This window comes from Henriciella litoralis, assembly GCF_002088935.1.
In the GTDB taxonomy this organism is placed as follows: Bacteria; Pseudomonadota; Alphaproteobacteria; order Caulobacterales; family Hyphomonadaceae; genus Henriciella; species Henriciella litoralis.
The window spans coordinates 714,407-736,561 of sequence record NZ_NCSS01000006.1; the positions used below are offsets into that span (position 1 = coordinate 714,407).

General features: G+C 58.8%; 25 protein-coding genes and 1 tRNA gene. 8 read left to right on the forward strand and 18 right to left on the reverse strand.

What is annotated here, in order from left to right; genetic code table 11:
• Positions 1-615: hypothetical protein (locus B8783_RS18475; RefSeq protein ID WP_169711729.1), on the forward strand; the 615-nt coding region annotated here is incomplete at its 5' end.
• Positions 616-640: 25 nt separating this feature from the next.
• Here B8783_RS18475 and B8783_RS07055 read toward each other — a convergent pair.
• Complete coding sequence (locus B8783_RS07055) at positions 641-1,876, reverse strand: acyl-CoA dehydrogenase family protein (RefSeq protein WP_084419439.1); 1,236 nt, start codon at positions 1,874-1,876, stop codon at positions 641-643.
• 103 nt (positions 1,877-1,979) lie between these two features.
• On the opposite strand from B8783_RS07055, the gene B8783_RS07060 reads away from it, so the two are divergent.
• The 3 genes from B8783_RS07060 to B8783_RS07070 are packed head-to-tail and all read left to right on the forward strand — an operon-like array spanning position 1,980 to position 4,209.
• Entirely contained in the window at positions 1,980-2,999 is a 1,020-nt protein-coding gene (locus tag B8783_RS07060; protein WP_233355703.1) for a Kelch repeat-containing protein, read from the forward strand.
• 30 nt (positions 3,000-3,029) lie between these two features.
• Positions 3,030-3,656: a YitT family protein gene (locus B8783_RS07065; protein WP_084419443.1), complete on the forward strand. Its 627-nt coding sequence runs from the start codon at positions 3,030-3,032 to the stop codon at positions 3,654-3,656.
• Positions 3,657-3,690: 34 nt separating this feature from the next.
• On the forward strand, positions 3,691-4,209 hold the full coding sequence (locus tag B8783_RS07070; RefSeq protein ID WP_084419445.1) for a GrpB family protein: 519 nt from the start codon (positions 3,691-3,693) through the stop codon (positions 4,207-4,209).
• Between the two features lie 9 nt (positions 4,210-4,218).
• Here B8783_RS07070 and B8783_RS07075 read toward each other — a convergent pair whose 3' ends face one another.
• Positions 4,219-4,764 (reverse strand): hypothetical protein, encoded by a 546-nt coding sequence (locus tag B8783_RS07075; protein WP_084419447.1) that lies wholly within the window; start codon positions 4,762-4,764, stop codon positions 4,219-4,221.
• A 76-nt stretch (positions 4,765-4,840) separates the two neighbouring features.
• A complete protein-coding gene (ssb, locus tag B8783_RS07080) occupies positions 4,841-5,335 on the reverse strand; it encodes a single-stranded DNA-binding protein (protein ID WP_084421960.1) in 495 nt (164 codons plus the stop codon).
• Positions 5,336-5,703: 368 nt separating this feature from the next.
• Here ssb and uvrA point away from each other — a divergent pair, with 368 nt between their 5' ends.
• Positions 5,704-8,631 (forward strand): excinuclease ABC subunit UvrA, encoded by a 2,928-nt coding sequence (uvrA, locus tag B8783_RS07085; protein ID WP_084419449.1) that lies wholly within the window; start codon positions 5,704-5,706, stop codon positions 8,629-8,631.
• Between the two features lie 21 nt (positions 8,632-8,652).
• Here uvrA and B8783_RS07090 read toward each other — a convergent pair whose 3' ends face one another.
• The 4 genes from B8783_RS07090 to B8783_RS07105 all read right to left on the reverse strand — a co-directional run bounded on the left by B8783_RS07090 (position 8,653) and on the right by B8783_RS07105 (position 11,789).
• The gene (locus B8783_RS07090) at positions 8,653-9,615 is read right to left on the reverse strand and encodes a hypothetical protein (protein WP_084419451.1); all 963 of its coding nucleotides are present in this window, start codon (positions 9,613-9,615) and stop codon (positions 8,653-8,655) included.
• Between the two features lie 49 nt (positions 9,616-9,664).
• Complete coding sequence (locus tag B8783_RS07095) at positions 9,665-10,552, reverse strand: hypothetical protein (protein ID WP_084419453.1); 888 nt, start codon at positions 10,550-10,552, stop codon at positions 9,665-9,667.
• A 140-nt stretch (positions 10,553-10,692) separates the two neighbouring features.
• Positions 10,693-10,998 (reverse strand): hypothetical protein, encoded by a 306-nt coding sequence (locus B8783_RS07100; protein WP_084419455.1) that lies wholly within the window; start codon positions 10,996-10,998, stop codon positions 10,693-10,695.
• Positions 10,999-11,072: 74 nt separating this feature from the next.
• Positions 11,073-11,789, reverse strand: coding sequence for a fused DSP-PTPase phosphatase/NAD kinase-like protein (locus tag B8783_RS07105; RefSeq protein WP_084419456.1), 717 nt, complete (start codon positions 11,787-11,789; stop codon positions 11,073-11,075).
• A 143-nt stretch (positions 11,790-11,932) separates the two neighbouring features.
• Between B8783_RS07105 and B8783_RS07110 the strand changes: the two genes are divergently transcribed.
• On the forward strand, positions 11,933-12,793 hold the full coding sequence (locus tag B8783_RS07110) for a fimbrial biogenesis chaperone (protein ID WP_084419458.1): 861 nt from the start codon (positions 11,933-11,935) through the stop codon (positions 12,791-12,793).
• A gap of 1 nt (position 12,794) precedes the next feature.
• On the opposite strand, the gene B8783_RS07115 is transcribed toward B8783_RS07110, so the two are convergent.
• A complete protein-coding gene (locus B8783_RS07115; RefSeq protein WP_084419460.1) occupies positions 12,795-13,382 on the reverse strand; it encodes a Maf family protein in 588 nt (195 codons plus the stop codon).
• A gap of 2 nt (positions 13,383-13,384) precedes the next feature.
• Entirely contained in the window at positions 13,385-13,603 is a 219-nt protein-coding gene (gene infA, locus B8783_RS07120) for a translation initiation factor IF-1 (protein WP_084394245.1), read from the reverse strand.
• Positions 13,604-13,781: 178 nt separating this feature from the next.
• On the opposite strand from infA, the gene B8783_RS07125 reads away from it, so the two are divergent.
• Entirely contained in the window at positions 13,782-14,798 is a 1,017-nt protein-coding gene (locus B8783_RS07125; protein ID WP_169711730.1) for a sensor histidine kinase, read from the forward strand.
• A 1-nt stretch (position 14,799) separates the two neighbouring features.
• Here B8783_RS07125 and B8783_RS07130 read toward each other — a convergent pair whose 3' ends face one another.
• The 5 genes from B8783_RS07130 to B8783_RS18480 all read right to left on the reverse strand — a co-directional run bounded on the left by B8783_RS07130 (position 14,800) and on the right by B8783_RS18480 (position 18,554).
• Positions 14,800-15,288 (reverse strand): UPF0262 family protein, encoded by a 489-nt coding sequence (locus B8783_RS07130; RefSeq protein WP_084419464.1) that lies wholly within the window; start codon positions 15,286-15,288, stop codon positions 14,800-14,802.
• Complete coding sequence (hisD, locus tag B8783_RS07135; protein WP_084419466.1) at positions 15,278-16,588, reverse strand: histidinol dehydrogenase; 1,311 nt, start codon at positions 16,586-16,588, stop codon at positions 15,278-15,280. The genes B8783_RS07130 and hisD overlap by 11 nt, the downstream gene beginning before the upstream one ends.
• Positions 16,588-17,046 carry a DUF2948 family protein gene (locus B8783_RS07140; RefSeq protein WP_084419468.1) on the reverse strand — a complete coding sequence of 153 codons (459 nt, stop codon included), beginning with the start codon at positions 17,044-17,046 and terminating at the stop codon, positions 16,588-16,590. Before B8783_RS07140 ends, hisD begins: the two co-directional genes overlap by 1 nt.
• A 12-nt stretch (positions 17,047-17,058) precedes the next feature.
• The gene (gene murA, locus B8783_RS07145) at positions 17,059-18,339 is read right to left on the reverse strand and encodes a UDP-N-acetylglucosamine 1-carboxyvinyltransferase (RefSeq protein WP_084419471.1); all 1,281 of its coding nucleotides are present in this window, start codon (positions 18,337-18,339) and stop codon (positions 17,059-17,061) included.
• Positions 18,340-18,407: 68 nt separating this feature from the next.
• Positions 18,408-18,554 (reverse strand): hypothetical protein, encoded by a 147-nt coding sequence (locus tag B8783_RS18480; protein WP_169711731.1) that lies wholly within the window; start codon positions 18,552-18,554, stop codon positions 18,408-18,410.
• A 77-nt stretch (positions 18,555-18,631) separates the two neighbouring features.
• Between B8783_RS18480 and B8783_RS07150 the strand changes: the two genes are divergently transcribed.
• Positions 18,632-18,706 (forward strand) — tRNA-Thr (locus B8783_RS07150).
• 360 nt (positions 18,707-19,066) lie between these two features.
• Here the strand turns inward: B8783_RS07150 and B8783_RS07155 are convergent.
• The 4 genes from B8783_RS07155 to B8783_RS07170 form a co-directional block, all read right to left on the reverse strand.
• Positions 19,067-19,717 carry a hypothetical protein gene (locus tag B8783_RS07155; protein WP_084419473.1) on the reverse strand — a complete coding sequence of 217 codons (651 nt, stop codon included), beginning with the start codon at positions 19,715-19,717 and terminating at the stop codon, positions 19,067-19,069.
• Between the two features lie 342 nt (positions 19,718-20,059).
• On the reverse strand, positions 20,060-20,527 hold the full coding sequence (locus tag B8783_RS07160; protein WP_084419475.1) for a hypothetical protein: 468 nt from the start codon (positions 20,525-20,527) through the stop codon (positions 20,060-20,062).
• Complete coding sequence (locus tag B8783_RS07165; RefSeq protein ID WP_233355704.1) at positions 20,515-20,946, reverse strand: D-Ala-D-Ala carboxypeptidase family metallohydrolase; 432 nt, start codon at positions 20,944-20,946, stop codon at positions 20,515-20,517. Before B8783_RS07165 ends, B8783_RS07160 begins: the two co-directional genes overlap by 13 nt.
• A 137-nt stretch (positions 20,947-21,083) precedes the next feature.
• Entirely contained in the window at positions 21,084-22,067 is a 984-nt protein-coding gene (locus B8783_RS07170; protein WP_084419478.1) for an NAD(P)H-dependent flavin oxidoreductase, read from the reverse strand.
• Positions 22,068-22,155: the final 88 nt, after the last annotated feature.

Here is a 22,155-nt window from a genome sequence, read left to right on the forward strand (position 1 = left end):
CCCGACAACGAAGCCCTCGCACTTGAAGAGCTGCAAGTGCTCTCATTTGCTATCCGCACCCTCGGAGCGCACCAGAAATGGCCCGACATTCAAAGTTGTCTGAACCGCGTCGCCACACTGCAATCAAACTTCCCCGACAACGAAGCCCTCGCACTTGAAGAGCTGCAAGTGCTCTCATTTGCTATCCACACCCTCGGAGCGCACCAGAAATGGCCCGACATTCAAAGTTGTCTGAACCGCGTCGCCACACTGCAATCAAACTTCCCCGACAACGAAGCCCTCGCACTTGAGGAAGCGACATTGCTTTCAATCAACGTTGTCAGCCTTGGCTTGCACCAGAAATGGTCTGAAATGAAAGACTGTCTAGACCGGATTGCCAAACTACAATCGAAATTCCCCGAACACGGCAAAATCGCAGAAAGGCGGCTGATCGCACTCATAGTTGCTTGCGGCGTTCACTTTAAGGCCGAACACGACAGGAAAGCTTGTACTGAATACGTGCAAAGAACACGCCAGCTTATGTTGAAAATTGGATTAATCGCCGGTGAACACGAAACGCTCTCCGCGTTCGAAGCGGCGTTCGAAGCATTGCAACTTCGCCTTGAAGGCGATTGAGAATGTAAACTAATCGCCGCTTTCCCTAGAGCAAGTCACCGCCCGCGGCTGCGGCTGTCGTGCCATCCTTCTTGAAGGCTTTGATGACGTTCTTGCCGGTGATCCATTTGTGGACCTCATCCGGGCCGTCGACGAGGCGTTGTGAGCGGATATGGGTGTACCAGGCGGCCAGCGGCGTATCGAGGCTGTAGCCGAGCGCGCCGTGCAGCTGGATCGCCGTATCGACCACTTTGTGGACCATGTTCGCGAGGAAGACCTTAGCGATGCCATTCTCCTGACGAAGGTCCATGCCATTCTCGGCCTTGTAGGCGATGTGCATCAGCATGAGGCGGGCGATGTAGAGCTCGCTCGCGCATTCTGCCAGCATGAACTGGACGCCCTGACGGTCTTCGAGGCCCTTGCCGAAGGTGGAGCGGCTCGTGACACGCTCCGTCGCAAGATCGAGCGCCCGCTGCGCCATGGCGACATTGTGCATGCCGTGGCGCAGGCGCCCATAGGCGAGCCGGTGCTGGCCCATCGCAAAGCCCTTGCCTTCTCCGCCCAGCAGATTGTCGGCTGGCACACGCAGATTGTCGATCTTCACCTCAGCATGCCCGCCGCCCATAATCTCGTAGAGGGGGCCGTGGACAGCCATTGTCGGGATATCGCGGACGATGTTGTAGCCGGGGTCTGGCAGCTCGACGATGAAGGTCGAGTATTGCTCGTGACGCGGCGCGTCCGGATTGGTCTTCGCCATCACGACAGCAATATCGGCCACGGACGCGGCAGACGAGAACCACTTCTCACCATTGAGGACATAGTGGCTGTTGCCGTCTTTCTCGGCGACGGTCTGCATGCCTGTCGCATCGGCGCCAGCCGCCTTCTCCGTCATCGAATAACAGACGCGTTTTTCGCCGTTCAGGATCGGCTTGAGGAAGCGTTCCTTCTGGTCCTCGGTGCCATGCGCCAGCAGCGTCAGCATCGTTGCATCATCCGGGCCCTGCGAGTTCATCGAGAGCGCGCCGAGATGGCTCTGTCCGAGCTCCATCTGCACGAGCGCATTGGCCAGCGGCCCAAGCCCCATACCGCCATGCTCTTGCGGGATGAAGGGCAGCCAGAGCCCCTGGGCGCGCGCCTTGCCGCGCAGCTCATTCAGGACGGTCTTGTAGTCTTCGCCAGCCTCAAGGCGCTTTTCGGCTGGAATACACTCGTCCTGCACCCATTGGCGCACACGCTCACGAATTTTCTTGGCGTCTTCCGGAATCGTAAAATCAATCGACATCTCGTCTCTCCCTGTGTTTTCTTGATTGGTAACGGCCAATGATCGGCCTGCACAGCGCCGATCCCCTTAGGTGACGCGCGGTCAGGTCGCGACCGGAGACAAAATGACGATGAATCCATCCCGCAGAATGGCTTTGCAGCTTGTCGGTGCTGGCCTCCTTGCCGCGTGCACCGAGACGCGCGCTGTGGGGACGATCAGCTCAAACACCGACTGGCGCGACGGCCCTTCGCTGCCTGAACCCGTACAGGAAATCTATCCGTGCGCTCATAAGGGAATGATCCATCAGGCCGGGGGCTTCGTCGCCGCAAATGGATCAATCACCGGGCCAACGGATGCGCATTGGGCGTTGGATCAGAGCGATGGCGTCTGGCGACCGCGCGCAGACCTTCCCTCCCCGCGTCATCACCCGCAACTCGTCAGTTTCGCAGGCGATCTTTATTGCATCGGCGGCTTCGAGAGCAGCAAAGACGGCATGTGGCAAATGCAAAGCAGCGTGTGGCGCTATGACGACGGCACCGACAGTTGGGTTTCGACGCCAGAGCTTCCTGCACCGAATGGCGAAAGCACCATCGGCGTCATCGGCAACTCGCTGCACGTGATCGGCGGCCGCCAGCCCAAGGCGGATCGCAATCTCGACTGGTCAGACCATGCCGATGTTGGCGCGCATTTCCGCTTCGACGGAGAAAGCTGGGAGACAGCCGCCCCGCTCCCGACACCCCGCAACAGCACGGCAGGAGGGGTGATAAACGGCAAGCTTCATATTGTCGGCGGGCGCACGGTTGGCGGCGGTAATCTGCCCACCCACGAACTCTATGACCCGGCCAGTGACAGCTGGCAGACCCTCGCCCCTATGCCGAAGGCGCAGGCCGGCCTCGCCGCAGCCGTCGTCGGCCAGAAACTCTACGCCTTTGGCGGGGAGTATTTCGAAAATGGCGGCGGCGTCTTCCCGAATGGCTGGGTGTATGACCCGGCCCACGATGAATGGTCGGCCCTGCCCGATATGCCAAAGCCCCGGCACGGCCTCGGCGGCGTGGCGCTGGACGGCTCCATCTACCTTATCGGCGGCGCGCTGAAAGCCAGCGGCAATGACACAAGCGCAGCCGTCGAAATCTTCACACCTTGACGATGCTCCCACGCCAAGCGAATAGCCCGCATGGCTGATCCCGACACGCAAACAGACACTCTCGAACATCACAAATGGTACGAAGACGTGCAGGCCCTCCTGCTGGGCACGCTGCTTTTGTCCTTTGGGGTGACGATCTATAGCGAAGCCATGCTGATCACTGGCGGCGTTGCGGGCACCAGCCTACTGGTGGAATTTGCCACGCCGCTCTCCTTCGGCCTCGTTTTCTTTGTTCTGAACCTGCCCTTCTACGTGCTGTCGATCATGCGGATGGGCTGGGGGTTCACGCTGCGCACCTTTGTCGCCGTCGCCATGATCTCAGCCGAGACCAGACTGCTGCCCTATCTGGTGGACTTCTCGCTACTTAATGAGATCTTCGCTGCCGTGGCAGGCGCAGCGATGATGGGGGTCGGACTTGTCATGCTATTGCGCCACCGCGCCGGTATTGGCGGCATCACGATCCTGTCGCAATTCCTTCAGGATAAGGGGATCATCCGGGCCGGTATTTTCCAGCTTGGCGTTGACCTCTGTATCCTTGTCGCGGCGCTGTTTATCCTGCCCCTGAAGCTGGTCATCCTGTCGATTGTCGGAGCGTTCGTGCTGAACCTGACGGTCGCGATCAATCACAAGCCGGGTCGCTATCGCGGGATGAGCTAGTCCGGACCAACCTCCGCTGCTAGGCTCGCGGTTCATGGATGAGATTGAAATCGCGCCATATGATCCGGACTGGCCAGCCGCTTTCGAGCGCGAACGAAGCCGCCTAGCCGCGGCCCTATCTGATGTCGCAATCCTCGATCTGGTCCATTTCGGCAGCACCGCAATTGCGGACATGCCAGCAAAACCCATCATCGACATGCTGATGATCGTGCCAGATCTGGCGACCGCCAGGGACGTACTGCCGGAGAGGCTGAACCCGCTTGGGTATGATTTCTGGGCGGACAATCCAAAGACGGACCGTCTCTTCTTCGTGCGGGGGATGCCGCCTCGCGGCGTGAAGCGCACGCACCACCTGCATGTCTGCGAACCCGATAGCGAATTGCATCAGCGCCTTGCCTTCCAGGACTACCTCAATGCACACCCCGGCGAAGCGGCCGCCTATGCCGATCTTAAGAAAGACCTCGCGGTACGCCATCGCATAGACCGGGAGGCCTATACGCGCGCCAAGCAGGGCTTTATCGACAGGATCATGCGCCTCGCGAGCAAAACCTGAAAGGTCAGCTTATTGCGCGTTCTCGCTCGTTTCATCGACGGGCACTGCACGCAGATCACTCGTGGCGATGTGCCATTTGCGCTGTTCGGTGGATGAGCCGGGCACATCATTGACGCGGCGGAGCACGACCGGACCTTCAAGCCGATAGGCATCGCCGTTCTCCAACTCGCCTTCCATCACGACCTGCGTCTCGTAATAGAGCGAGCCAGCGGCCCCTTCCGTGCGGCCTTCACCAACGGTGATCTTGATCGTCTTGTACTTGCTGTAGGCATCGGCGAACTCTTCGGCAGACATGCCGCTATCCTCGCCAGCATTGCCCCAGGCGAGGCGTGCTGCTTCCCAGTCGCGCGATTCAAGCCCGTGGGCCCAGCTCTGCAACACCTCTTCAGGCGTGCCCGGGTCGACAGGCGGCATGCTCTCGTCGAGAGGCGCCTCATCGGACACCGCTGCCGCATCATCGCTTGTCGTTGCTGCCTGGTCCGAGGGCTGAGCGTCCGGTGCGCCGCACGCTGCAAGCCCAAGCACAAAAGCTGGAAAGAGTATTTTCTTGATCATGAGAGATCTCCCGTCGAGGCATAATAACGGCGTTGATCTCAGGTCCGTTCCAGACGGGTGATCAATCCAGTGATTCCTAGAACGGAATCTCGTCTTCGAAATCCTGATTGAAGTCCTGTGGGGGACCATCGAGCTGACGTGGACCGCCGCTACCGCCGCCGCCATAACCACCACCGGACCGGCCGCCGCCGCCCTGACCGCCGCCACCACCAGCACCGCCGGGGCTGTCCAGCATCGTCAGCGTGCCGTCAAAGCCCTGCAGGACGACTTCGGTCGAATAGCGGTCATTGCCGGACTGGTCCTGCCACTTACGGGTCTGAAGCTTGCCTTCGATGTAAACTTTCGAGCCCTTCTTGAGGTAGCTCTGCGCGATCCGGATCAGACCTTCGGAAAAGATCGCAACCGAATGCCATTCGGTCTTTTCGCGGCGCTCGCCGGTATTCTTGTCTTTCCAGGTTTCCGACGTCGCGATGCGCAGATTGCAGACCTGGCCGCCATTCTGGAACTGGCGCACTTCAGGGTCTGCCCCGAGATTGCCGATGAGAATTACCTTGTTCACTGAGCCAGCCATGTCGCGCTCCAATCATTTCGCAGTCGAATCCAGTTGGTATCTCTAGCGCGTGACTGACCCCCTGTCGCCCATGAGGCACATTTTTCCACACGTGCGCGCTGATACCGCTGAGAGAGCGAATATGTTCCTCTTATGTTCCCTTCGTCAAGTCGGAAATCTGACTTTTGACCGCTCGAAGCGGCTGAATGAGGGATACAAAAGGGCGTAAGGCGAACTGAGGCTGATCCCTTGAGCTACATCCTCCCTCGACCCATCTCTGCGGAATTCCGGGACTTCCGATAATGTTCATGATACGTTCTTGTCGAAAGACTGGACTCCCGGCACACATGTTACTTCATAGACGTCATAATCTCCGTAAGGCCCCTCCAATGAGCCCACTTGATCTCCGCATGATCCGCGTTCGCGGCGCAAAAGAGCACAATCTGAAGAATGTCGATGTCGATATTCCGCGAGACAAGCTCGTCGTGCTGACGGGGCTGTCCGGGTCCGGCAAGTCATCTCTGGCGTTCGACACGATCTACGCCGAGGGCCAGCGCCGCTATGTCGAGAGCCTTTCGGCCTATGCGCGCCAGTTCCTGGAGCTCATGCAGAAGCCCGACGTCGAGAGCATTGAGGGCCTCTCGCCTGCAATCTCAATCGAGCAGAAGACCACCAGCCGTAACCCGCGCTCGACCGTCGGCACGGTCACCGAAATTTACGACTATATGCGCCTCCTCTGGGCGCGCGTCGGCATCCCCTATTCGCCCGCAACGGGGCTTCCTATCCAAAGCCAGACCGTCTCTGAAATGGTCGACCGCACGATGGATTTGCCTGAGAGAACGCGTCTCTACATGCTCGCGCCGATGATCCGCGGGCGTAAGGGCGAGTACCGCAAGGAGTTCGCCGAACTGCTCAAAAATGGCTTTCAGCGCGTGAAGGTCGATGGCGAATTCCATGATCTTGAGAGCCCGCCAACGCTCGACAAGAAGTTCAAGCACGACATCGACGTCGTGGTTGACCGGATCGTCATCCGCGAAGGCATGGAACAGCGCCTCGCCGAGAGCTTTGAGACCGCGCTCGGCCTCGCCAATGGCATCGCTGTGCTCGAATATGCTGACCTTGAAGAGGGCGAAACCGAAGCCAAGCGGATCACCTACTCGGCCAATTTCGCCTGCCCCGTCTCCGGCTTCACCATTCCGGAAATTGAGCCGCGCCTCTTCTCATTCAACAATCCGTTCGGCGCCTGTCCGGCCTGTGACGGCCTTGGCGAACAGTTGAAAGTCGACCCGGAACTCGTCGTGCCGGACAAGGATCTGACGCTGGCAAAAGGCGCGATTGCGCCGTGGGCGCGCTCAGCCTCTCCCTACCAGACGCAGACTCTGCAGGCCCTCGCCGACCATTACGATTTTGACCTCGACACGCCCTGGAACAAGCTATCCGAGGATGTGCGCGAAGTTATTCTCCACGGCACCGGCAAGGAAGAAATCGATTTTGTCTATGATGATGGCCTGCGCCGCTATGAAGTGAAGAAGACGTTCGAAGGCGTCATTCCCAACCTCAACCGCCGCTACCGCGAGACAGACAGCCAGTGGTCACGTGACGAGATCGCCAAGTTCCAGTCGGCTGCCCCCTGCCCGTCCTGCAATGGCAAGCGGCTGAAGCCCGAAGCCCTCGCCGTCAAGATTGATGGGCTGGACATCTCCGACAGCGCCGAATTCTCGATCAAGGAAGCCGGCAACTGGTTCGGCAAGGTCGAAGACTCACTGTCAGACCAGCACAAGGAAATCGCGGCGCGTATCCTGAAGGAAATCAATGATCGTCTCATCTTCCTGAATGCGGTCGGCCTTGAATATCTCTCGCTGTCGCGCGCATCCGGGACGCTTTCGGGCGGCGAAAGCCAGCGCATCCGCCTCGCCAGCCAGATCGGCTCTGGCCTTCAGGGCGTGCTCTACGTGCTGGACGAACCGAGCATCGGCCTGCACCAGCGCGACAATGAACGTCTTCTGGAGACGCTGAAACGCCTGCGCGATCTCGGCAATTCCGTCCTCGTTGTTGAGCACGACGAAGACGCCATCCTCACGGCAGACCATGTCATCGATATGGGCCCGCGCGCCGGTGTCCATGGCGGCGAAATCATTGCGGAGGGCACGCCCGAGGAGGTGATTTCCAACCCTAAAAGCCTCACCGGCGCGTTCCTTTCGGGCAAAGAAGAGATTGCCATTCCGGCCAAGCGCCGGCTGGCGAAAAAGAACCGCTCGCTGACCATCAAGGGCGCGACCGGCAACAATCTGAAGAATGTCGACGCCAGCATTCCGCTGGGCACCTTCACCGCGATCACCGGGGTGTCCGGCGGCGGCAAGTCCACGCTGATCATCGAGACGCTTTACAAGGCACTCGCGCGCAAGCTGAACGGCGCGTCCTCTGCGCCTGCGCCCTATCAAAGCCTTGAAGGCCTCAATCATCTCGACAAGGTCATCGATATTGACCAGTCGCCGATCGGGCGCACCCCGCGGTCGAACCCGGCGACCTATACCGGCGCCTTCGGCCCGATCCGGGACTGGTTTGCCGGCCTGCCAGAAGCCAAGGCACGCGGCTACAAGCCGGGCCGCTTCTCGTTCAACGTCAAAGGCGGACGCTGCGAAGCCTGTCAGGGCGACGGCGTCATCAAGATCGAGATGCACTTCCTGCCGGACGTCTATGTGACCTGCGAGACCTGTAATGGAAAGCGCTACAACCGCGAGACGCTGGAAGTCCTCTACAAGGGCAAGTCCATCGCTGACGTGCTCGATATGACGGTTGAAGAAGCGGAAAAGTTCTTCTCGGCCGTGCCGTCGATCCAGTCGAAGATGGAGACGCTGAACCGTGTTGGCCTCACCTATATCAAGGTCGGCCAGCAAGCGACCACGCTATCGGGCGGTGAAGCCCAGCGCGTGAAACTCGCCAAGGAGCTGTCAAAACGCGCAACGGGCCGCACACTCTACATCCTCGACGAGCCCACCACGGGCCTGCATTTCGAGGACGTCCGCAAACTGCTCGAAGTGCTGCATGAGCTGGTCGAACAGGGCAATACGGTCGTCGTGATCGAGCACAATCTCGATGTCATCAAGACCGCTGACCACATCATCGACATCGGCCCCGAAGGCGGCGATGGCGGTGGACGGGTCGTTGCCACCGGCACGCCAGAAGATGTCGCCGCCGACAAGGAAAGCTGGACCGGACGGTTTCTCGCCGAAACCTTCCGCCGTCAGGATGAACGCCGCGCAGCCCGCAACAAGGTCAAACGCAAGGATGCGAAAGCAAAACAGGCAGCTGAATAGCCGCCTTCATTTCGCGCCAGATCAGAGAAAGACGTCCGGGGCCTGGGCAACGCCGCCGCCGCGCGGATCTGTCTTGGCCGCGAGCGCAGCCGGTCCTGACCAGACATAGGCGAACAAGCCGTGCATGACGATCGTGGCCGCAACACTGACCATGATTGGCGCCAGAATATTGAAGCCAAACAGGATATTCAGCAGCTCCGCCGGGTTATTCTCGAATTGCTCAATGCGCGGGATCTGACTCATGATCGACGCCACCAGTGTCATTCCGAAGACGCTCGACACGATTGAACTGACCAGCCAGAAGGCCAGCGCCAGAAGAATATAGCTGAGCAGCAATTTCCAGAACCGCCCGGAGGTCGCGCCCCACCCGCGAAAGAAGGTGATGCTGCCATCGCGGATTGTCATCGCGGCGGCTGGTGCGAGACGGACCGCGAAATAGGACCATAAGAGGCCAGCCGACCCAAATCCGATGAACGCGGCGATCCCTATCACTGCGGCCTCGTCTGTTATGCCAACAACCAGGCCCGTCACGAATGCGCCCAAAATTAATGCCAGGAAAGTCGTGACCAAATAGAAAACGAACCACATCAGGCCGATCGCCATCAGCCTGAACTCATCACTCCCAAGTCGCAGACTGAAGCCTTCCTCGCGCACATAACGGCGTTGAACAGCAGCCTCGAAGACGGCCCACATCATGACAAAAAGTGCGATCATGGCGATGACGCCCAAGACGACCCGGCCTACGACTTGGGTCAGCCGCCGTGTCACGATCCGCTCAATCTCGGTCTCGCTCGCCCCGCCCAAGGCCTCCAACATGATGTCGTACCAGACGGTAAAAACGGGGCGGAATATCAGATAGCCGATGCACGCCATCAGGATCGCAGCGAGCAGATAGCTAATCGCGTATTTCCAGATAAACCCGCGCGGGCCGTCTGCATTTGCAAAATGCAGGCACGCATTGCCGAATGTGAAACGCTGCGCCAACCGCCCTCCCCGGACTTCTGATTATCGTTCGCTCGCCCCGGCCCCGACTTCAACCGAATGTCGTCTCGGCGTCAACTCGATTGGGCGCAAGCCGTCGATAGAGCGCGACTGCCAATCCATGTCCCACCCAGTAGAAGGGCGCGAAGAGCAGCGTTGAGATGGCGCTCAGAAGCGCGAAAGTGAGGTCGCTGGCTGCGGACCCGTCCGGCTGTGGTCCGACATAGAATGAGAACACCGTGTCAAACCCGCCAGCGTGAAGAACGCCGGACGCAACAAGCGAAAGAATGAGCCACGGCACCAGCTGCAAGCTGACCCATAAGAGCGCAATCCGGGCCACATGTTTGGCAGTCCATGGCCAGCTGCGAAAGATCGTCAGATGTCGCTCGGCAATAGACGCAACGCCGAAGAGAAACAGTCTCAGGCCCAACCAGACGAGCGCGCACACCGCAATGATCAGCAAGGCATACAGCACCATTGCGCCGCCGGAATCAGAGAGCGCCTCGACCGAGCGCCAAACTTCATCGGGAGACCCTGTTTCGCTCGGGTCATAACCTGATGCCGCGATCAGGACCCCCGAAAACAGCGAAAAGAAAAGCGTCAGCAGGAAGCCGATAATGAAGAAAAGCCCATACACGGCTGTATTTGCGAGGAAAAGCCGTATCGCATCGGCCATCACCGAGCGCGTCCCCGCTTCCGGAAGCAAGTGCCGGTACATCGTCGCTGACCAGAAGCAGCCGACGAAGATGGTCACTGTCCCCATCGCCATCCAGTAAAAGACAGTCTGCCCGCCCTGCGTCGCAAGGCGATTGATCCAGCTTTGCCCGGCGACTGCGGCGGCAAACAGCAAGAGGCCCGGCAATGTCGGCAGGATGACGGCCTGCGCATTGGCAAGCGATTCCTTGGCGATGGAGCCGGTGCGAAGTGAAGTCGAACTCATGGATGCGTGCTTAGCACCAGATGCCTCAAGAATGCACCGCCCTCTCGGCGATAGATAAGAAAAATGCCAGCGCGAGGCTTAAGACCTCGAGCTGGCATCCTCATTTCATCTTGAAGCAAGTCTGAAATCTGGGGCGCGACCTATTCAGGCGCGCCGCAGGTCATCGCTGCCTGCATGGCGAACGCCATGAACTGGCCTTTATCTTCTGCCGACAGATCATCCATCAACGCATTCGCAGCATTCTCGTCGCCTTTGCGCGCTGCATCTGCCAGCTTTCCATAAAGCTTGTCGTTGAGATTCTTTTCTGCCGCATCGGCCATACATTCGCAGGTCTTCTTATCGCTGCCGCCATCGGCCATGCAGGAATCGACAATTGCTGCGCGGTCATTGCCGCCGCATGCCGTCAGCAGCATCAGACCGCCGACCGCGAATAGGAATTTTTTCATAGGGGTGCCCCTCTCCAGTCAAGTTGAGCCGCAAGTTTCCATGAAACTTGAAAGCTGACCAGACCAAAAATCGGTTATTCGCGGCGTAAAAGTCGATCCAGCGCAAACCGGTTGTTGAAATTTTCCATGAAGTCACTTTTGACCTTGGCCGGATCATAGTCTTCCCGCACCCAGTCGATAAAAGCTTTCCCGCTTGTCACGGTGTCACGAAGATAGGCCTCGAAGAATGCATCCAGCATCCCGGTCTTGCCGGACTTCACATGCAGGTATTTGCCGGACAGTTGCTCTACCGCTTTTTTGACCGGCATGTTCTGGCGGAAGATCATGTAAAGCGCGCTCATCAGGCCAGCGCGATCAGCCCCTGATTTGCAGTGCATGAGGGCTGGGTATTCGATCGTCTCGAACAGCTCACGCGCCGCCTCGATCGTCTCTACCTTCGGCGTGTCGCGCGAGAAAACCTGGAAGTCGATCAGCTTGATGCCCTCTTCGGCGCAAGCTTCCTTTTCCAGCAGATAGTAGCCCTTGGTACTCTCGCCGCGCAGATTGATGATCGTGCGAATACGGCGATGGACGGCATGGGCCCGGATCTGGCGCGGATTCGGCTGATTGGAGCGCCACATCTCAGGGCTGATCTGATGCAGATTCTGGAACGCTTCGCGAAGAAAGCCATGATCGCCCATGACAAGCTCACGCTCGGCGCGCTTGCGCCCCTCATCGGTGCTGAGGTCAGCCGCAATATGGGGCGGCTTGCGCTTTTTTTTCTTTTTCTTCGGCTCTGGCGTCTCGGTCATGATGCTTGCGGGTATCCGAGGCCGCAGGCGCGCGCAAGCAGACGATGTGCTTTTCGCACAGCCCTAAACCAAGCGGTAACCGGCGCGACCTAGCCTCCCCGGCTCGATCTGCATGCGCTTGCAAAGATCAGGACCTGGCGAAAATGACATTGAAAATGACCTGCCGCAGATGCTTCTTCGCCTTCGCGGCAGCGATTGCCGTGGCGCTGCCCGTGCAGGCGTTCGGCATTGGCCTACAGCCAACGACTGTCGAAATGGACGCCGAGCCGGGCACACGCCAGCGCCAGGTCATGACAATCGCAAATACGCATCCGGAAGACACCATCTCGCTGACGCTCGGCCTCGCTGACTGGTCGCTCGACCGGAATGGACAGATCAACCTTCAGCCCCCAGGCGAACGCTCAGACTCAGCGGCCGAATGGGTACGTTTCAGCCCTTCTTTCGTGACCCTCAAACCCGGCCAGTCCCAGCAGATCATCGTCGATATCATCACACCAGAGAGCCTCGAAAGATCAGGCGACCATCGCTTTGCCTTGCTCGCCTCCGCCATTCTCCCGGAAACGCGCGGCGGCCAATCCGGCGTCTGGCGTAAACACGATATTGCCAGTCTTTTCTATCTGACGACCGACCCGGCCACCAGCGACCCAGCTGTGCGCGATGCCCGTCTCTCCATAGGTGCGGACGGCACGCAGGAAGTCGACCTTCTGGTGGAAAATACCGGTACTGCGCATGCCCGGCTTGAGGGAACGGTCACCATTTCCGGTGAGGGCGATGACATCTCGATCCCTATCGCGAACCTCGTCGTCCTGAACGGAGGCTCGCGTGAGTTCACTGCGCCGATACCGGAAGATCTGCCGTCCAATCCGCAGGTGACTGTCGATTTCGAAAATGTCTTCGCGCCGCAAAACCCGTCAAAGTCAGCGCGCGTAAAAACCTATTCCGCGCCACTCATCCTTCGGGATGCTGTGTTGGATGCAGGCGAAGCGATCACAACAGATCAGTAGGCTACGACCGCTCCGCCTGATATCCGAGGCCGCCCAGCATGGACACAGCTTCATAGAGAGGCAGCCCAACAATCGCCGTGTAAGAGCCATTGATCCGCTTGATGAACGGTGCCGCCTTGCCCTGGATCGCATAGCCGCCAGCTTTGCCAACGCCGTCACCGCTTTCGGCATAGTGACTGATCTCGGTCTCGGTCAGTCGCTTAAAGACGACGCGGGAGACAACAACCCGCACAGCCTCGCGGCCATCCGGGGCCACGACCGCTATTCCTGTCAGGACCTGATGCGCCCGGCCAGAAAGCAGTCGTAGACACTCCTCAACCTCTGCCGGGTCAGCCGCCTTGGGCAACATGCGCCGTCCCATCGCCACAACGGTATCGCCGCCCAGCGTGAACTGGCCAGCCGCATGCACATGGCGCGCCTTGGAGATCGCCAGCCGCTCAGCCAGCGCTGAGGGCGATTCATTTTTTAGGGGGGCTTCGTCAATCTCTGACGGCCTGACCTCATCGGGCACGAGGCCAGCCTGAGCCAGAAGATCAAGGCGCCGCGGGCTTGCGCTCGCCAGCACGAAAGGCGTGCGCGTCGCAGACATACCTATTTGAAGCGGTAAGTGATCCGGCCCTTGGTCAGGTCGTAGGGCGTCATTTCGACGAGCACTTTGTCGCCTGTAAGGATACGAATGCGGTTCTTGCGCATCTTGCCGGCCGTGTAGCCGATGATTTCATGGTCATTTTCAAGCTTTACGCGAAACGTCGCGTTTGGAAGCAATTCCATGATTGTTCCATTGAACTCGATTAGTTCTTCCTTTGCCATTGGCACTCCTGTTTTGGCTACGGGATGAGGCCCCGCACCGTTGCATATGGGGCGGTTCGTATCTTTCGTCACCTGTCAGGGCAAGCAGAATGCGCTGCAACTGCCTTTAAACACAGTCCCGGTAACCGATCACTTACCCATAAATGTCGTAAATGTTCCTTTAGAGATAGGGAACTGTATGCCGCATCGACTGAAGACTCCTACTGCCTGGCCTGCAGAAACAAACGCGCTGGACTTCCGGCATCTGGTCGACAGCATGATCACGCCCTACATGGTGCTCGATCGAAATCTGTCCCTGGTCTATGGCAATGACGCCTATCTGCGGGCAACCGACCTCGAGCTAGAAGAGATCGTCGGCAAGTATGTCTTCGATGTCTTTCCCGACAGCCCGGATCGCGTCGCCGAGATTCGAAGAGAATTCCTGAAGACGCTGGACGGCGAGGTGACGCGCCTCGACAAGCATTATGTCAATCTCCAGCATGAAGACGGAACATCAAGCGTCCGTTGCTGGCACTGTATTCAGACCCCCTATTTCAACGATAAGGGTGAGGTCACTCACATCGTTCAGTATGCCGAAGACATTACAAGGGCGGACGCCCTGACCCGCCGAAATGACGTGATCGCCAAGGAACTCGATCACCGCGTAAAGAACATGTTTGCCGTCATTCAGGCCGTCGCAGCCCTGGCTGGCCACGCGACTGAAACGGCTGATGAGTTCCGGGCGGACTTTTCCGCGCGCATCCTGTCCATGAGCCGAACATACAGCAAGCTCTCGAACGGCGAATGGCAAGGGCTATCCCTCAACGAGATTATTGAAGGCGAGCTCGAGCAGTATGGTGGCTCCACGTCGCCGCGGATTTCATTCAACGGCCCCTCAATTCAGCTTGGACTGAAGGCGACGCAGGACGCCTCCATGATCATTCACGAATCTGCGACGAATGCCGCGAAATATGGAGCGTTGAAAAGCCCGGACGGGCGCCTTGATATCGATTGGGAGATCAAGGACGGAGAGCTTGTGGTGAACTGGCGGGAGTCCGGCCTGACAGGCATCAAGGAACCAGACCGGGTGGGCTTTGGAAGCCAGCTGACCCAATTCATGCCAAATGTTCGCGAAACGCGGGACTATCGTGATGATGGCTTGCGCATCACGGTGTGGGTTCCCCTGAGCGTGGCGATACGTGATCAATCCGGTTGATCTATGCTCCCGGTCCGCGCATCTGCCCTGCATGCAGGGCGCAAATCAGCGTGAACAAGCGGCGCGCCGTATCGAAATCGACGTCGATCTTGCCCTCCAGCCGTTCAGCCAGCAGCGTCGAGCCTTCATTGTGAATGCCGCGGCGCGCCATATCTATCGCTTCGATCTGGTGCGGCGACTGGGTCTTGATCGCTGAGTAATAGCTCTCGCAGATCATGAAATAGTCGCGGATCAGGCCTCGGAACGGCGAGATCGACAGGATAAAAGCGTGCACCTTTGTCTGGTCTTCAAGGCGAATGTCGAACACCAGCTTTCGCTCGATCATCGAGAGGTGAAGCACATACGGCCCACCCTCATGCTCATTGATACCGAACGTATTTTCCTCGATGAGGTCGAATATGGCGACACGGCGCTCATGCTCAGCGTCGGGACCACTGGACGACAGGGTCTCCTCATCAATCTCGACGGCAACGAGGCGCTTATCCGACATCGCCTCCACCCTGATTGCTACGAATTGAAACTGACCGGGCGTGGGCCGGCAGGCCCTCTGCCGTGGCCAGACGGAGCGCGGCCGGCGCAAGCGCATTGAACCCCTCAGGGCTCGCGCGCTGGACGCTCATGCGCTTGAGGAAGTCAAAGAGGCCAAGACCAGAGCTGAACCGCGCCGCCCGGCTGGTCGGCAGCACATGGTTGGACCCGGTCACATAATCACCGAGCGCTTCAGGCGTGTGGTGGCCGAGAAACACTGCACCGGCGTGCCGGATCTGCGGCAACAGCATGTCCGGGTCAGCAATGGCGAGCTCCAGATGCTCAGCCGCAATCTCATTGGCGATGTCTGCAGCCTGATCGAGAGAGCCTGCGTGAATGATCGCACCATGGCTATCCCACGCAGCCCGGGCGCGGGTTTCTGTGGACAGAGTTTTCAACTGTTTTTCCACAGCGTTTTCCACAGCCTTTCCCACAGCCTTGTTCACAGTAATCAAGATAGATTGTGAAGACGTATCATGTTCTGACTGGCTTAACAGGTCCGCTGCGATCCAGTCTGCATTCGCGCTGTCATCCGCGATCACCAGAATCTCTGACGGACCGGCAATCGTGTCGATGCCAACCTTGCCGAAGACCTGCCGCTTGGCCTCGGCCACATAGGCATTGCCAGGCCCGACAATCTTGTCGACAGCTTTCAGATGCCCGGCCCCAAAGGCCAGCGCAGCAACTGCCTGCGCGCCGCCAATCGGGTAAAACTCATCCACGCCCGCCTTCAGCGCGGCGTAAGCCACAGCCGGAGACAGCCTTCCCAGCGGCGCCGGCGCCGTCATCACAACACGCTGCACCCCGGCAATCTTGGCCGGAACAGCGTTCATCAGCACAGAACTTGGATAGGAAGCGAGCCCGCCCGGCACGTAGAGGCCGACGCTGTCCAGCGGCGTCCAACGCCAGCCAAGCTCGACGCCTGCCGCATCCGTAAACTGGTGGTCTGAGGGGCGCTGTTTCTCGTGATAGGCCGCGATCCGGTCGGCTGCAAAATCGATGGCCTCGCGCAGATCCTCCGGGCATTCCGCCGCCAGTTCGTAGAGGTCGACATTGTCGGACTGCAACGTCACCGGGTCCAGCGTCACGCCATCGAACTTCGCCGTGTAGCGCGCAACCGCCTCGCCGCCATTCTTGCGCACATCTGCGATAACCTCGCGCACGGTTGAGGCGACATCCTCAACCTGGCCGCGGGGTTCATTGAGGAAATCTGCAAATATCGCCTCAAACCCGGCAGATGTGGCATCAAGCCAGCGGGCCATCAGCGACGCCTCCGCTCATGGCTCGGCACATGCCGCGTCGCCCACTCATAGTCGCTATCCAGCAGCGTGACGTCGATGGCTTCAACGGTAAGCGCGAGCTCTCCATCGCCAGCAAACATCAGCGTAATGACGCCGCCCGGCGGCTCTGCGTCTGGCGTAAAGGAAATGCTGAGCAGCGAATACACCATGTCCGGATCCGCTTTGGTCACGCCGCGCGTCTTGACCGAGAGAATACCATCAAACGCCAGCAGGGACCGGACGCGTGATTTCGGCTGCGACTTGCGCTTTCCAACAGCCTCCTCCCAGCGAAACCGGTTCAGCTCTATGGAAAAGCGACGCTGGCGCGTCTCATAGCGGAAGTTTTCGGCTTTCGTGACAGCATCCTGCACGGCAGCCGAAATCACGGTCAGATCATCGCTGTCTTCAGCAAACAGTCGGAGCGGATTGATGTCGGCCATATCGGTTAGCCCTTATTCCTCTTCTTCGCTGACGCGGCGCACATTTGCGCCGACATTTGTCAGCTTTTCTTCCAGCCGCTCAAACCCACGATCCAGGTGGTAGATACGGCTGACATCGGTTTCACCTTGGGCAGCAAGCGCAGCAATGACAAGAGAGACAGACGCCCGCAAGTCAGTCGCCATGACAGGGGCGCCTCTCAAGGCATCAACACCGGTCACAATCGCCTCATGAGCGCGCACCGTAATGTTGGCGCCAAGCCGCGAAAGCTCAGGCGCATGCATGAACCGGTTCTCGAAAATATTCTCTCGAATGACCGATGTCCCGTTCGCCAGCGACATCAGCGCCATGAACTGGGCCTGCAAATCTGTCGGAAAACCCGGATGCGGCGCGGTGTCGATATTGACCGGATTGAGCTTGCCGCCATTGCGCTGAATGCGGATCGTGCCCTTCTCGACATCTGCATCGACTTGCACGCCGGCATTACGCAGCGCGTGATTGATCGAACTCATCGCGGCAACCGGCGCATTGGTGAGCGTGACGTCGCCGCCAGCGGCCGCAACGGCCATGGCGTAAGTTCCCGCCTCGATCCGGTCAGCCATGACATCATGCGTGGTGCCATGGAGCTGTTTGACGCCCTGAATGGTGATCGTTGACGTGCCTGCTCCGCTCACCTTGGCGCCCATCGCATTCAGACAATCTGCAAGGTCTGCAATTTCCGGCTCACGGGCCGCATTTTCCAGCACGGTTTCGCCATCTGCGAGCGTCGCGGCCAGCATCGCATGTTCGGTCGCGCCAACCGAAACCATCGGAAACACGATCTGCGCGCCCTTCAGGCCGTGAATGGCGGCGGCTTTCACATAGCCTTCCTCGACCAGCAGGTCCGCGCCCATCGCCTCAAAGGCTTTCAGGTGCAGGTCCACAGGCCGCGCGCCAATCGCACAACCGCCTGGCAGCGACACGGTCGCATGGCCATAGCGCGCCAGAAGCGGACCAAGCACGTTGAAGCTCGCCCGCATTTTCCGCACCTGCTCATAAGGCGCGATGGTGGATTTGAGCTCAGCCGCGTTCAAATGGCAGGTCGATTCGCCCTTCGGCCAATAGACTTCCACGCCCAGCGTATCCAGCAATTGCGAGAGAAACCGCGTATCGGCCAGATTCGGCGTATTCTTCAGCGTAACCGGCTCTGGCGTCAGCAAGGCCGCCGCCATCAGCTTGAGCGCAGAGTTCTTCGCACCCGAAATCGGGATGGTGCCGGAAAGCGGTTGTCCGCCGGTGATTTTTAGTTTGTCCATGGCGAGCGGTTATAGAGCGCTTGTCGTTGCGGGAAAGGCGAGAATGCGGCAATTGCAGCACACAGGCCTTATTCTTCCCCGGCTGCCGGTTTGTTTTCGTCCGACGTCGCCTGGTCTCGCGTTTTGCGCGACGCCTGCTTGCGGCGCTTCAGATTATCGCGAAGCGCCGCCTTCAGACGCGCATCCCGGTCCTTGTTGTCATCTTTAGCTGCCATTTGTTCAGCTAACCTCCTGAAACGGTCTTTTCATATTTCGCAGCTTAAGCTAAGGCCCACCCACGCTAGCTTCAAATGCCGCGGTAGCTCAGTGGTAGAGCGCGTCATTGGTAATGACGAGGTCGACAGTTCAATTCTGTCTCGCGGCACCAGCATTTTCCCCACCATCGACAGGTTTCATGGGCCGATCCACAGGATCGGTCCGAACCTCGATGAATGCGGCTAAGCGCGGAACGAGTCAGAAAAGTACCGACTTAGACGGCAATTCGGAGCTTCTATGCCGGAGAGGCCGTTCAAAGTCGATCAAGTACTTGCGACCTATCCATAAGCCGCATCGTTCGTGATGGCATGAGCTTCTACAGTTTTGAGGGCGAGCTGCTAGTCAAACTAAGTCAATGGGATCAAGAATCCAAAGACGTCATCGTGAAGTCGGACAATCCAGTGTGAGTGTGGAAGATAAGCATAACGTAATCGTTAGGATCATTTGTATCGACATTTCGTCAGGCTAGAAGCTAACCACCCTGGATACACTCATTTAGGCGAGCGACGTTTGACTTGATTGCGGAAATGTCCCGACTGACCGATGACCCCTCCCAGGCTCCAACTGGTGCAAATCCGCGATTTTGATACCCTTGTGTTTCAAGTGATGCCCTCTGGATGTTGCTCACCGTTAGAGAATAAACGTCTCCCAATAGCTTAGCTTCAATGTCGTATTGTAGAGCATCCTTAAAAAGGTCCTGCTGGCCAGTCAGCGCTGAAAGAGCGGTAGACTCGTCGATAATCTCGCGATTTGCCAATAGCACAGTGTCCTCCGCTTCAGATACATAGCGAACGATATTGCTTTCACTCACCTGCTTCGAACCTGCTGTCGATTTGTATAGCGTGCCCGTCGCCGGACCAACCCAGTTCTGAGTCGTTTTCGCCTCGAAGCCGTCCATCGCAAGCGTCTTCTCACCACAAAGCGCGACCCGGTCTGTAAAGCTCGCCGCTTCCGGCGCGCTAAAAGTGTACACGCCCTCGTCAAGAAACGGTTGGTCGTAGCCATCGCGTGTCACTGTGTAATTGTCTGGAATGGCGGCTAGCTCAGTTTTTGGCCCCATTGCAGAACAACCTGCAAGTGCCATGAACACTATGGCGCTACCAGTAATAAGTATCTTCATCATCAGCCCTCTATTTATAAGTGAAATAACTAAACCTCATCATGCCCCATACGACAATGTACGAAATTATAATTGCGTGTCGTACTACGCACTCCTGCAGTCTTCTCATGCAGAACATGGAGAGAACACATGAGACTTCACAGCGACACGATATTTCTAAGCGCCTCGTAAGTTGCGCACCGCAATCCCGAGGATGAGGCAAGCGCCGCGACAAGGGGCGAGTATGCAGATTTGATTGCTGTCCAGCCCAGAGCCTGGACGCGCGCTCCGGCCCACTTCTCATATCCCAAATGCGGAAAAGGCGAGCCATTGGCCCGCCTTCCCGGTTTGTCTGGAGCCCCTCCGCTACAGCGCGCCGCGTCTTGGTGCGCGGTCTCCAAACCACCAGAGGGTCGCCGCTGTGGCCGCAAAGGTCGCGGTTTCGGTGATCGACAGGCGGGCTGTTTCATCGGCACCGACCCAGATCCCCGCCGCAATCATCCAGAGCAAGAGGGTCAACGCCGGCCGCGTGACGCCGCGCACCGCATTCACCCATGGATAACTCTCGCCGATAGCGGCTTCCGCCTCCATCGATGCCTGCAGTCCGGCCCAGCTGCCGGAGATGTCCGCCAGCGCGGTCTCGGCCTCTGTTTCCTGAGCCCGGGCGGCCTGCTGCATCTCTAGCAGCCGCGTCTCGTGCCCCCATCGCTCAGTCTCATGTTTCTGCGCCTGGCGCGTTTCGAAATAGCCCGCGACGCGGCCAAGCGCCGTCCCGATCAGTCCGAACACACCGCCTCCAGCGGCACTCGCCGCCAGGCCCGCTATGTCTGCCATAGACCCTCACTTCTCTTGTAATACCAGCGCGCTGGCCGCGCCCGCCTGTCGACGTGAAGGAAGCTCCGCGCGAGGCCCAAACCGGTGAATCCAGCCTGCCGCGCCGCCTGCAGCAGCCCATGCCGGTCATGCCCGATGAGCGAGATGTCCGCTGCGATCTGCTTGTGTTGGGAGAGCGGCGCTCCGCCTACCGCCGCATTCCAGCCAGCGCAACGATGGCCGGAAGTAATGACCAGCGCCCGCCCACCCGCAAAGGCCCGCATCTGCTCAAGCGCATCGAGAAACAGCGGCGCGTGCCAATAGGCCCCGTCGCAGAACCGCCCGCCACACTTGCAGGCAAGCTCTGCAGCCCGAAAGTGTGGCCAGCGCCAATGGCGCGACAGGGCCGCTTCGGCTTGGGCAGTGCATGAATACAGCAAGGGTCGGCGTCCTTCTCTTTCGACAAAGGACACCATGACAAGAAAAGACCCTCGGTCTGACACAGCAGGCCGAGGGTCAATCAAACTTTTATTATTTCAGCGTGTTACCGGCACATCTTCAGGCGGATAGATGCGCCCTATCCCGCTGGCGAGAACGCCTCGTGGCGCTGCAGCGCGGCAATTGCGTCGAGATATTCGCGTTCCAGCTTGTCCACGAATTCTGCCGTTGTCATCCGCTTCTGCACCGCGCCAATGCCCTGCCCGCAGCCCCAGATATCTTTCCAGGCCTTGGACTTCTGATTACCGCCAGAGCCGAAATTCATCTTGCTCGGATCGCTTTCAGGCAGGTCATTCACATCAAGGCCCGCCGCCGCTATGGACGGGGCAAGATAATTGCCATGCACGCCGGTAAAGAGGTTGGAATAGACAATGTCGCCTGCCTTGCTGTCGACGATCATGTCCTTGTAGCCATCCACGGCATTGGCTTCGTCACACGCGATGAAGGCTGAGCCCATATAGCCAAAGTCGGCGCCCATAGCCTGCGCAGCGGCAATGGCCCCGCCATTTGCAATTGCGCCGGATAGCGCCAGCGGCCCGTCAAAGAACTGGCGAATCTCCTGAATCAGCGCGAAAGGCGACAGCGTCCCCGCATGTCCACCAGCGCCCGAACACACAGCGATCAGGCCATCGGCTCCCTTCTCCAGCGCCTTATGCGCGAAGACGACATTGATGATGTCGTGCATGACGATGCCGCCATAGGAATGGACCGCATCATTCACCTCAGTGCGCGCACCAAGCGAGGTGATCACCAGCGGCGCCTTGTACTTTACGCACAGCTCAAGATCTTCCTCGAGGCGGTTATTCGTCTTGTGGACGATCTGGTTGACCGCAAAAGGCGCGGCCGGACGGTCCGGATTGGCCTTGTTATGGCTGTCGAGTTCAGACGTGATCTGGTCCAGCCATTCATCGAGCTGCGACAGAGGCCGCGCATTCAGAGACGGGAAAGACCCGACCACGCCGGCCTTACACTGAGCAATCACCAGTTCCGGGTTCGAGATGATGAAAAGCGGCGAGCCGATCAGCGGCAGGCGCAGGTTTGATAGCGCAGCAGGTACGGACATGTGATGACCCCTCAGTCTGGTCTGATTCTTATGGCGAAAGACCTAAAGCACGCCCCAATAGAGGCAAGCGGTTACGTTGGGATACGCC

Excerpts from the sequence above, each read along its gene's own strand:
- B8783_RS07115 (WP_084419460.1), bottom strand. The coding sequence starts at position 13,382 with ATGTCTGCGACGCGCACGCCTTTCGTGCTGGCGAGCGCAAGCCCGCGG.
- hisD (WP_084419466.1), bottom strand. The coding sequence starts at position 16,588 with ATGGCCCGCTGGCTTGATGCCACATCTGCCGGGTTTGAGGCGATATTT.
- uvrA (WP_084419449.1), top strand. The coding sequence starts at position 5,704 with ATGAGCCCACTTGATCTCCGCATGATCCGCGTTCGCGGCGCAAAAGAG.
- B8783_RS07060 (WP_233355703.1), top strand. The coding sequence starts at position 1,980 with ATGACGATGAATCCATCCCGCAGAATGGCTTTGCAGCTTGTCGGTGCT.
- B8783_RS07105 (WP_084419456.1), bottom strand. The coding sequence starts at position 11,789 with ATGACCGAGACGCCAGAGCCGAAGAAAAAGAAAAAAAAGCGCAAGCCG.
- infA (WP_084394245.1), bottom strand. The coding sequence starts at position 13,603 with ATGGCAAAGGAAGAACTAATCGAGTTCAATGGAACAATCATGGAATTG.
- B8783_RS07070 (WP_084419445.1), top strand. The coding sequence starts at position 3,691 with ATGGATGAGATTGAAATCGCGCCATATGATCCGGACTGGCCAGCCGCT.
- B8783_RS07095 (WP_084419453.1), bottom strand. The coding sequence starts at position 10,552 with ATGAGTTCGACTTCACTTCGCACCGGCTCCATCGCCAAGGAATCGCTT.
- B8783_RS07125 (WP_169711730.1), top strand. The coding sequence starts at position 13,782 with ATGCCGCATCGACTGAAGACTCCTACTGCCTGGCCTGCAGAAACAAAC.
- B8783_RS07110 (WP_084419458.1), top strand. The coding sequence starts at position 11,933 with ATGACATTGAAAATGACCTGCCGCAGATGCTTCTTCGCCTTCGCGGCA.
- B8783_RS07155 (WP_084419473.1), bottom strand. The coding sequence starts at position 19,717 with ATGATGAAGATACTTATTACTGGTAGCGCCATAGTGTTCATGGCACTT.
- B8783_RS07100 (WP_084419455.1), bottom strand. The coding sequence starts at position 10,998 with ATGAAAAAATTCCTATTCGCGGTCGGCGGTCTGATGCTGCTGACGGCA.
- B8783_RS07075 (WP_084419447.1), bottom strand. The coding sequence starts at position 4,764 with ATGATCAAGAAAATACTCTTTCCAGCTTTTGTGCTTGGGCTTGCAGCG.
- ssb (WP_084421960.1), bottom strand. The coding sequence starts at position 5,335 with ATGGCTGGCTCAGTGAACAAGGTAATTCTCATCGGCAATCTCGGGGCA.
- B8783_RS18480 (WP_169711731.1), bottom strand. The coding sequence starts at position 18,554 with ATGGCAGCTAAAGATGACAACAAGGACCGGGATGCGCGTCTGAAGGCG.
- B8783_RS07160 (WP_084419475.1), bottom strand. The coding sequence starts at position 20,527 with ATGGCAGACATAGCGGGCCTGGCGGCGAGTGCCGCTGGAGGCGGTGTG.
- B8783_RS07140 (WP_084419468.1), bottom strand. The coding sequence starts at position 17,046 with ATGGCCGACATCAATCCGCTCCGACTGTTTGCTGAAGACAGCGATGAT.
- B8783_RS07055 (WP_084419439.1), bottom strand. The coding sequence starts at position 1,876 with ATGTCGATTGATTTTACGATTCCGGAAGACGCCAAGAAAATTCGTGAG.
- B8783_RS07130 (WP_084419464.1), bottom strand. The coding sequence starts at position 15,288 with ATGTCGGATAAGCGCCTCGTTGCCGTCGAGATTGATGAGGAGACCCTG.
- murA (WP_084419471.1), bottom strand. The coding sequence starts at position 18,339 with ATGGACAAACTAAAAATCACCGGCGGACAACCGCTTTCCGGCACCATC.
- B8783_RS07170 (WP_084419478.1), bottom strand. The coding sequence starts at position 22,067 with ATGTCCGTACCTGCTGCGCTATCAAACCTGCGCCTGCCGCTGATCGGC.
- B8783_RS07065 (WP_084419443.1), top strand. The coding sequence starts at position 3,030 with ATGGCTGATCCCGACACGCAAACAGACACTCTCGAACATCACAAATGG.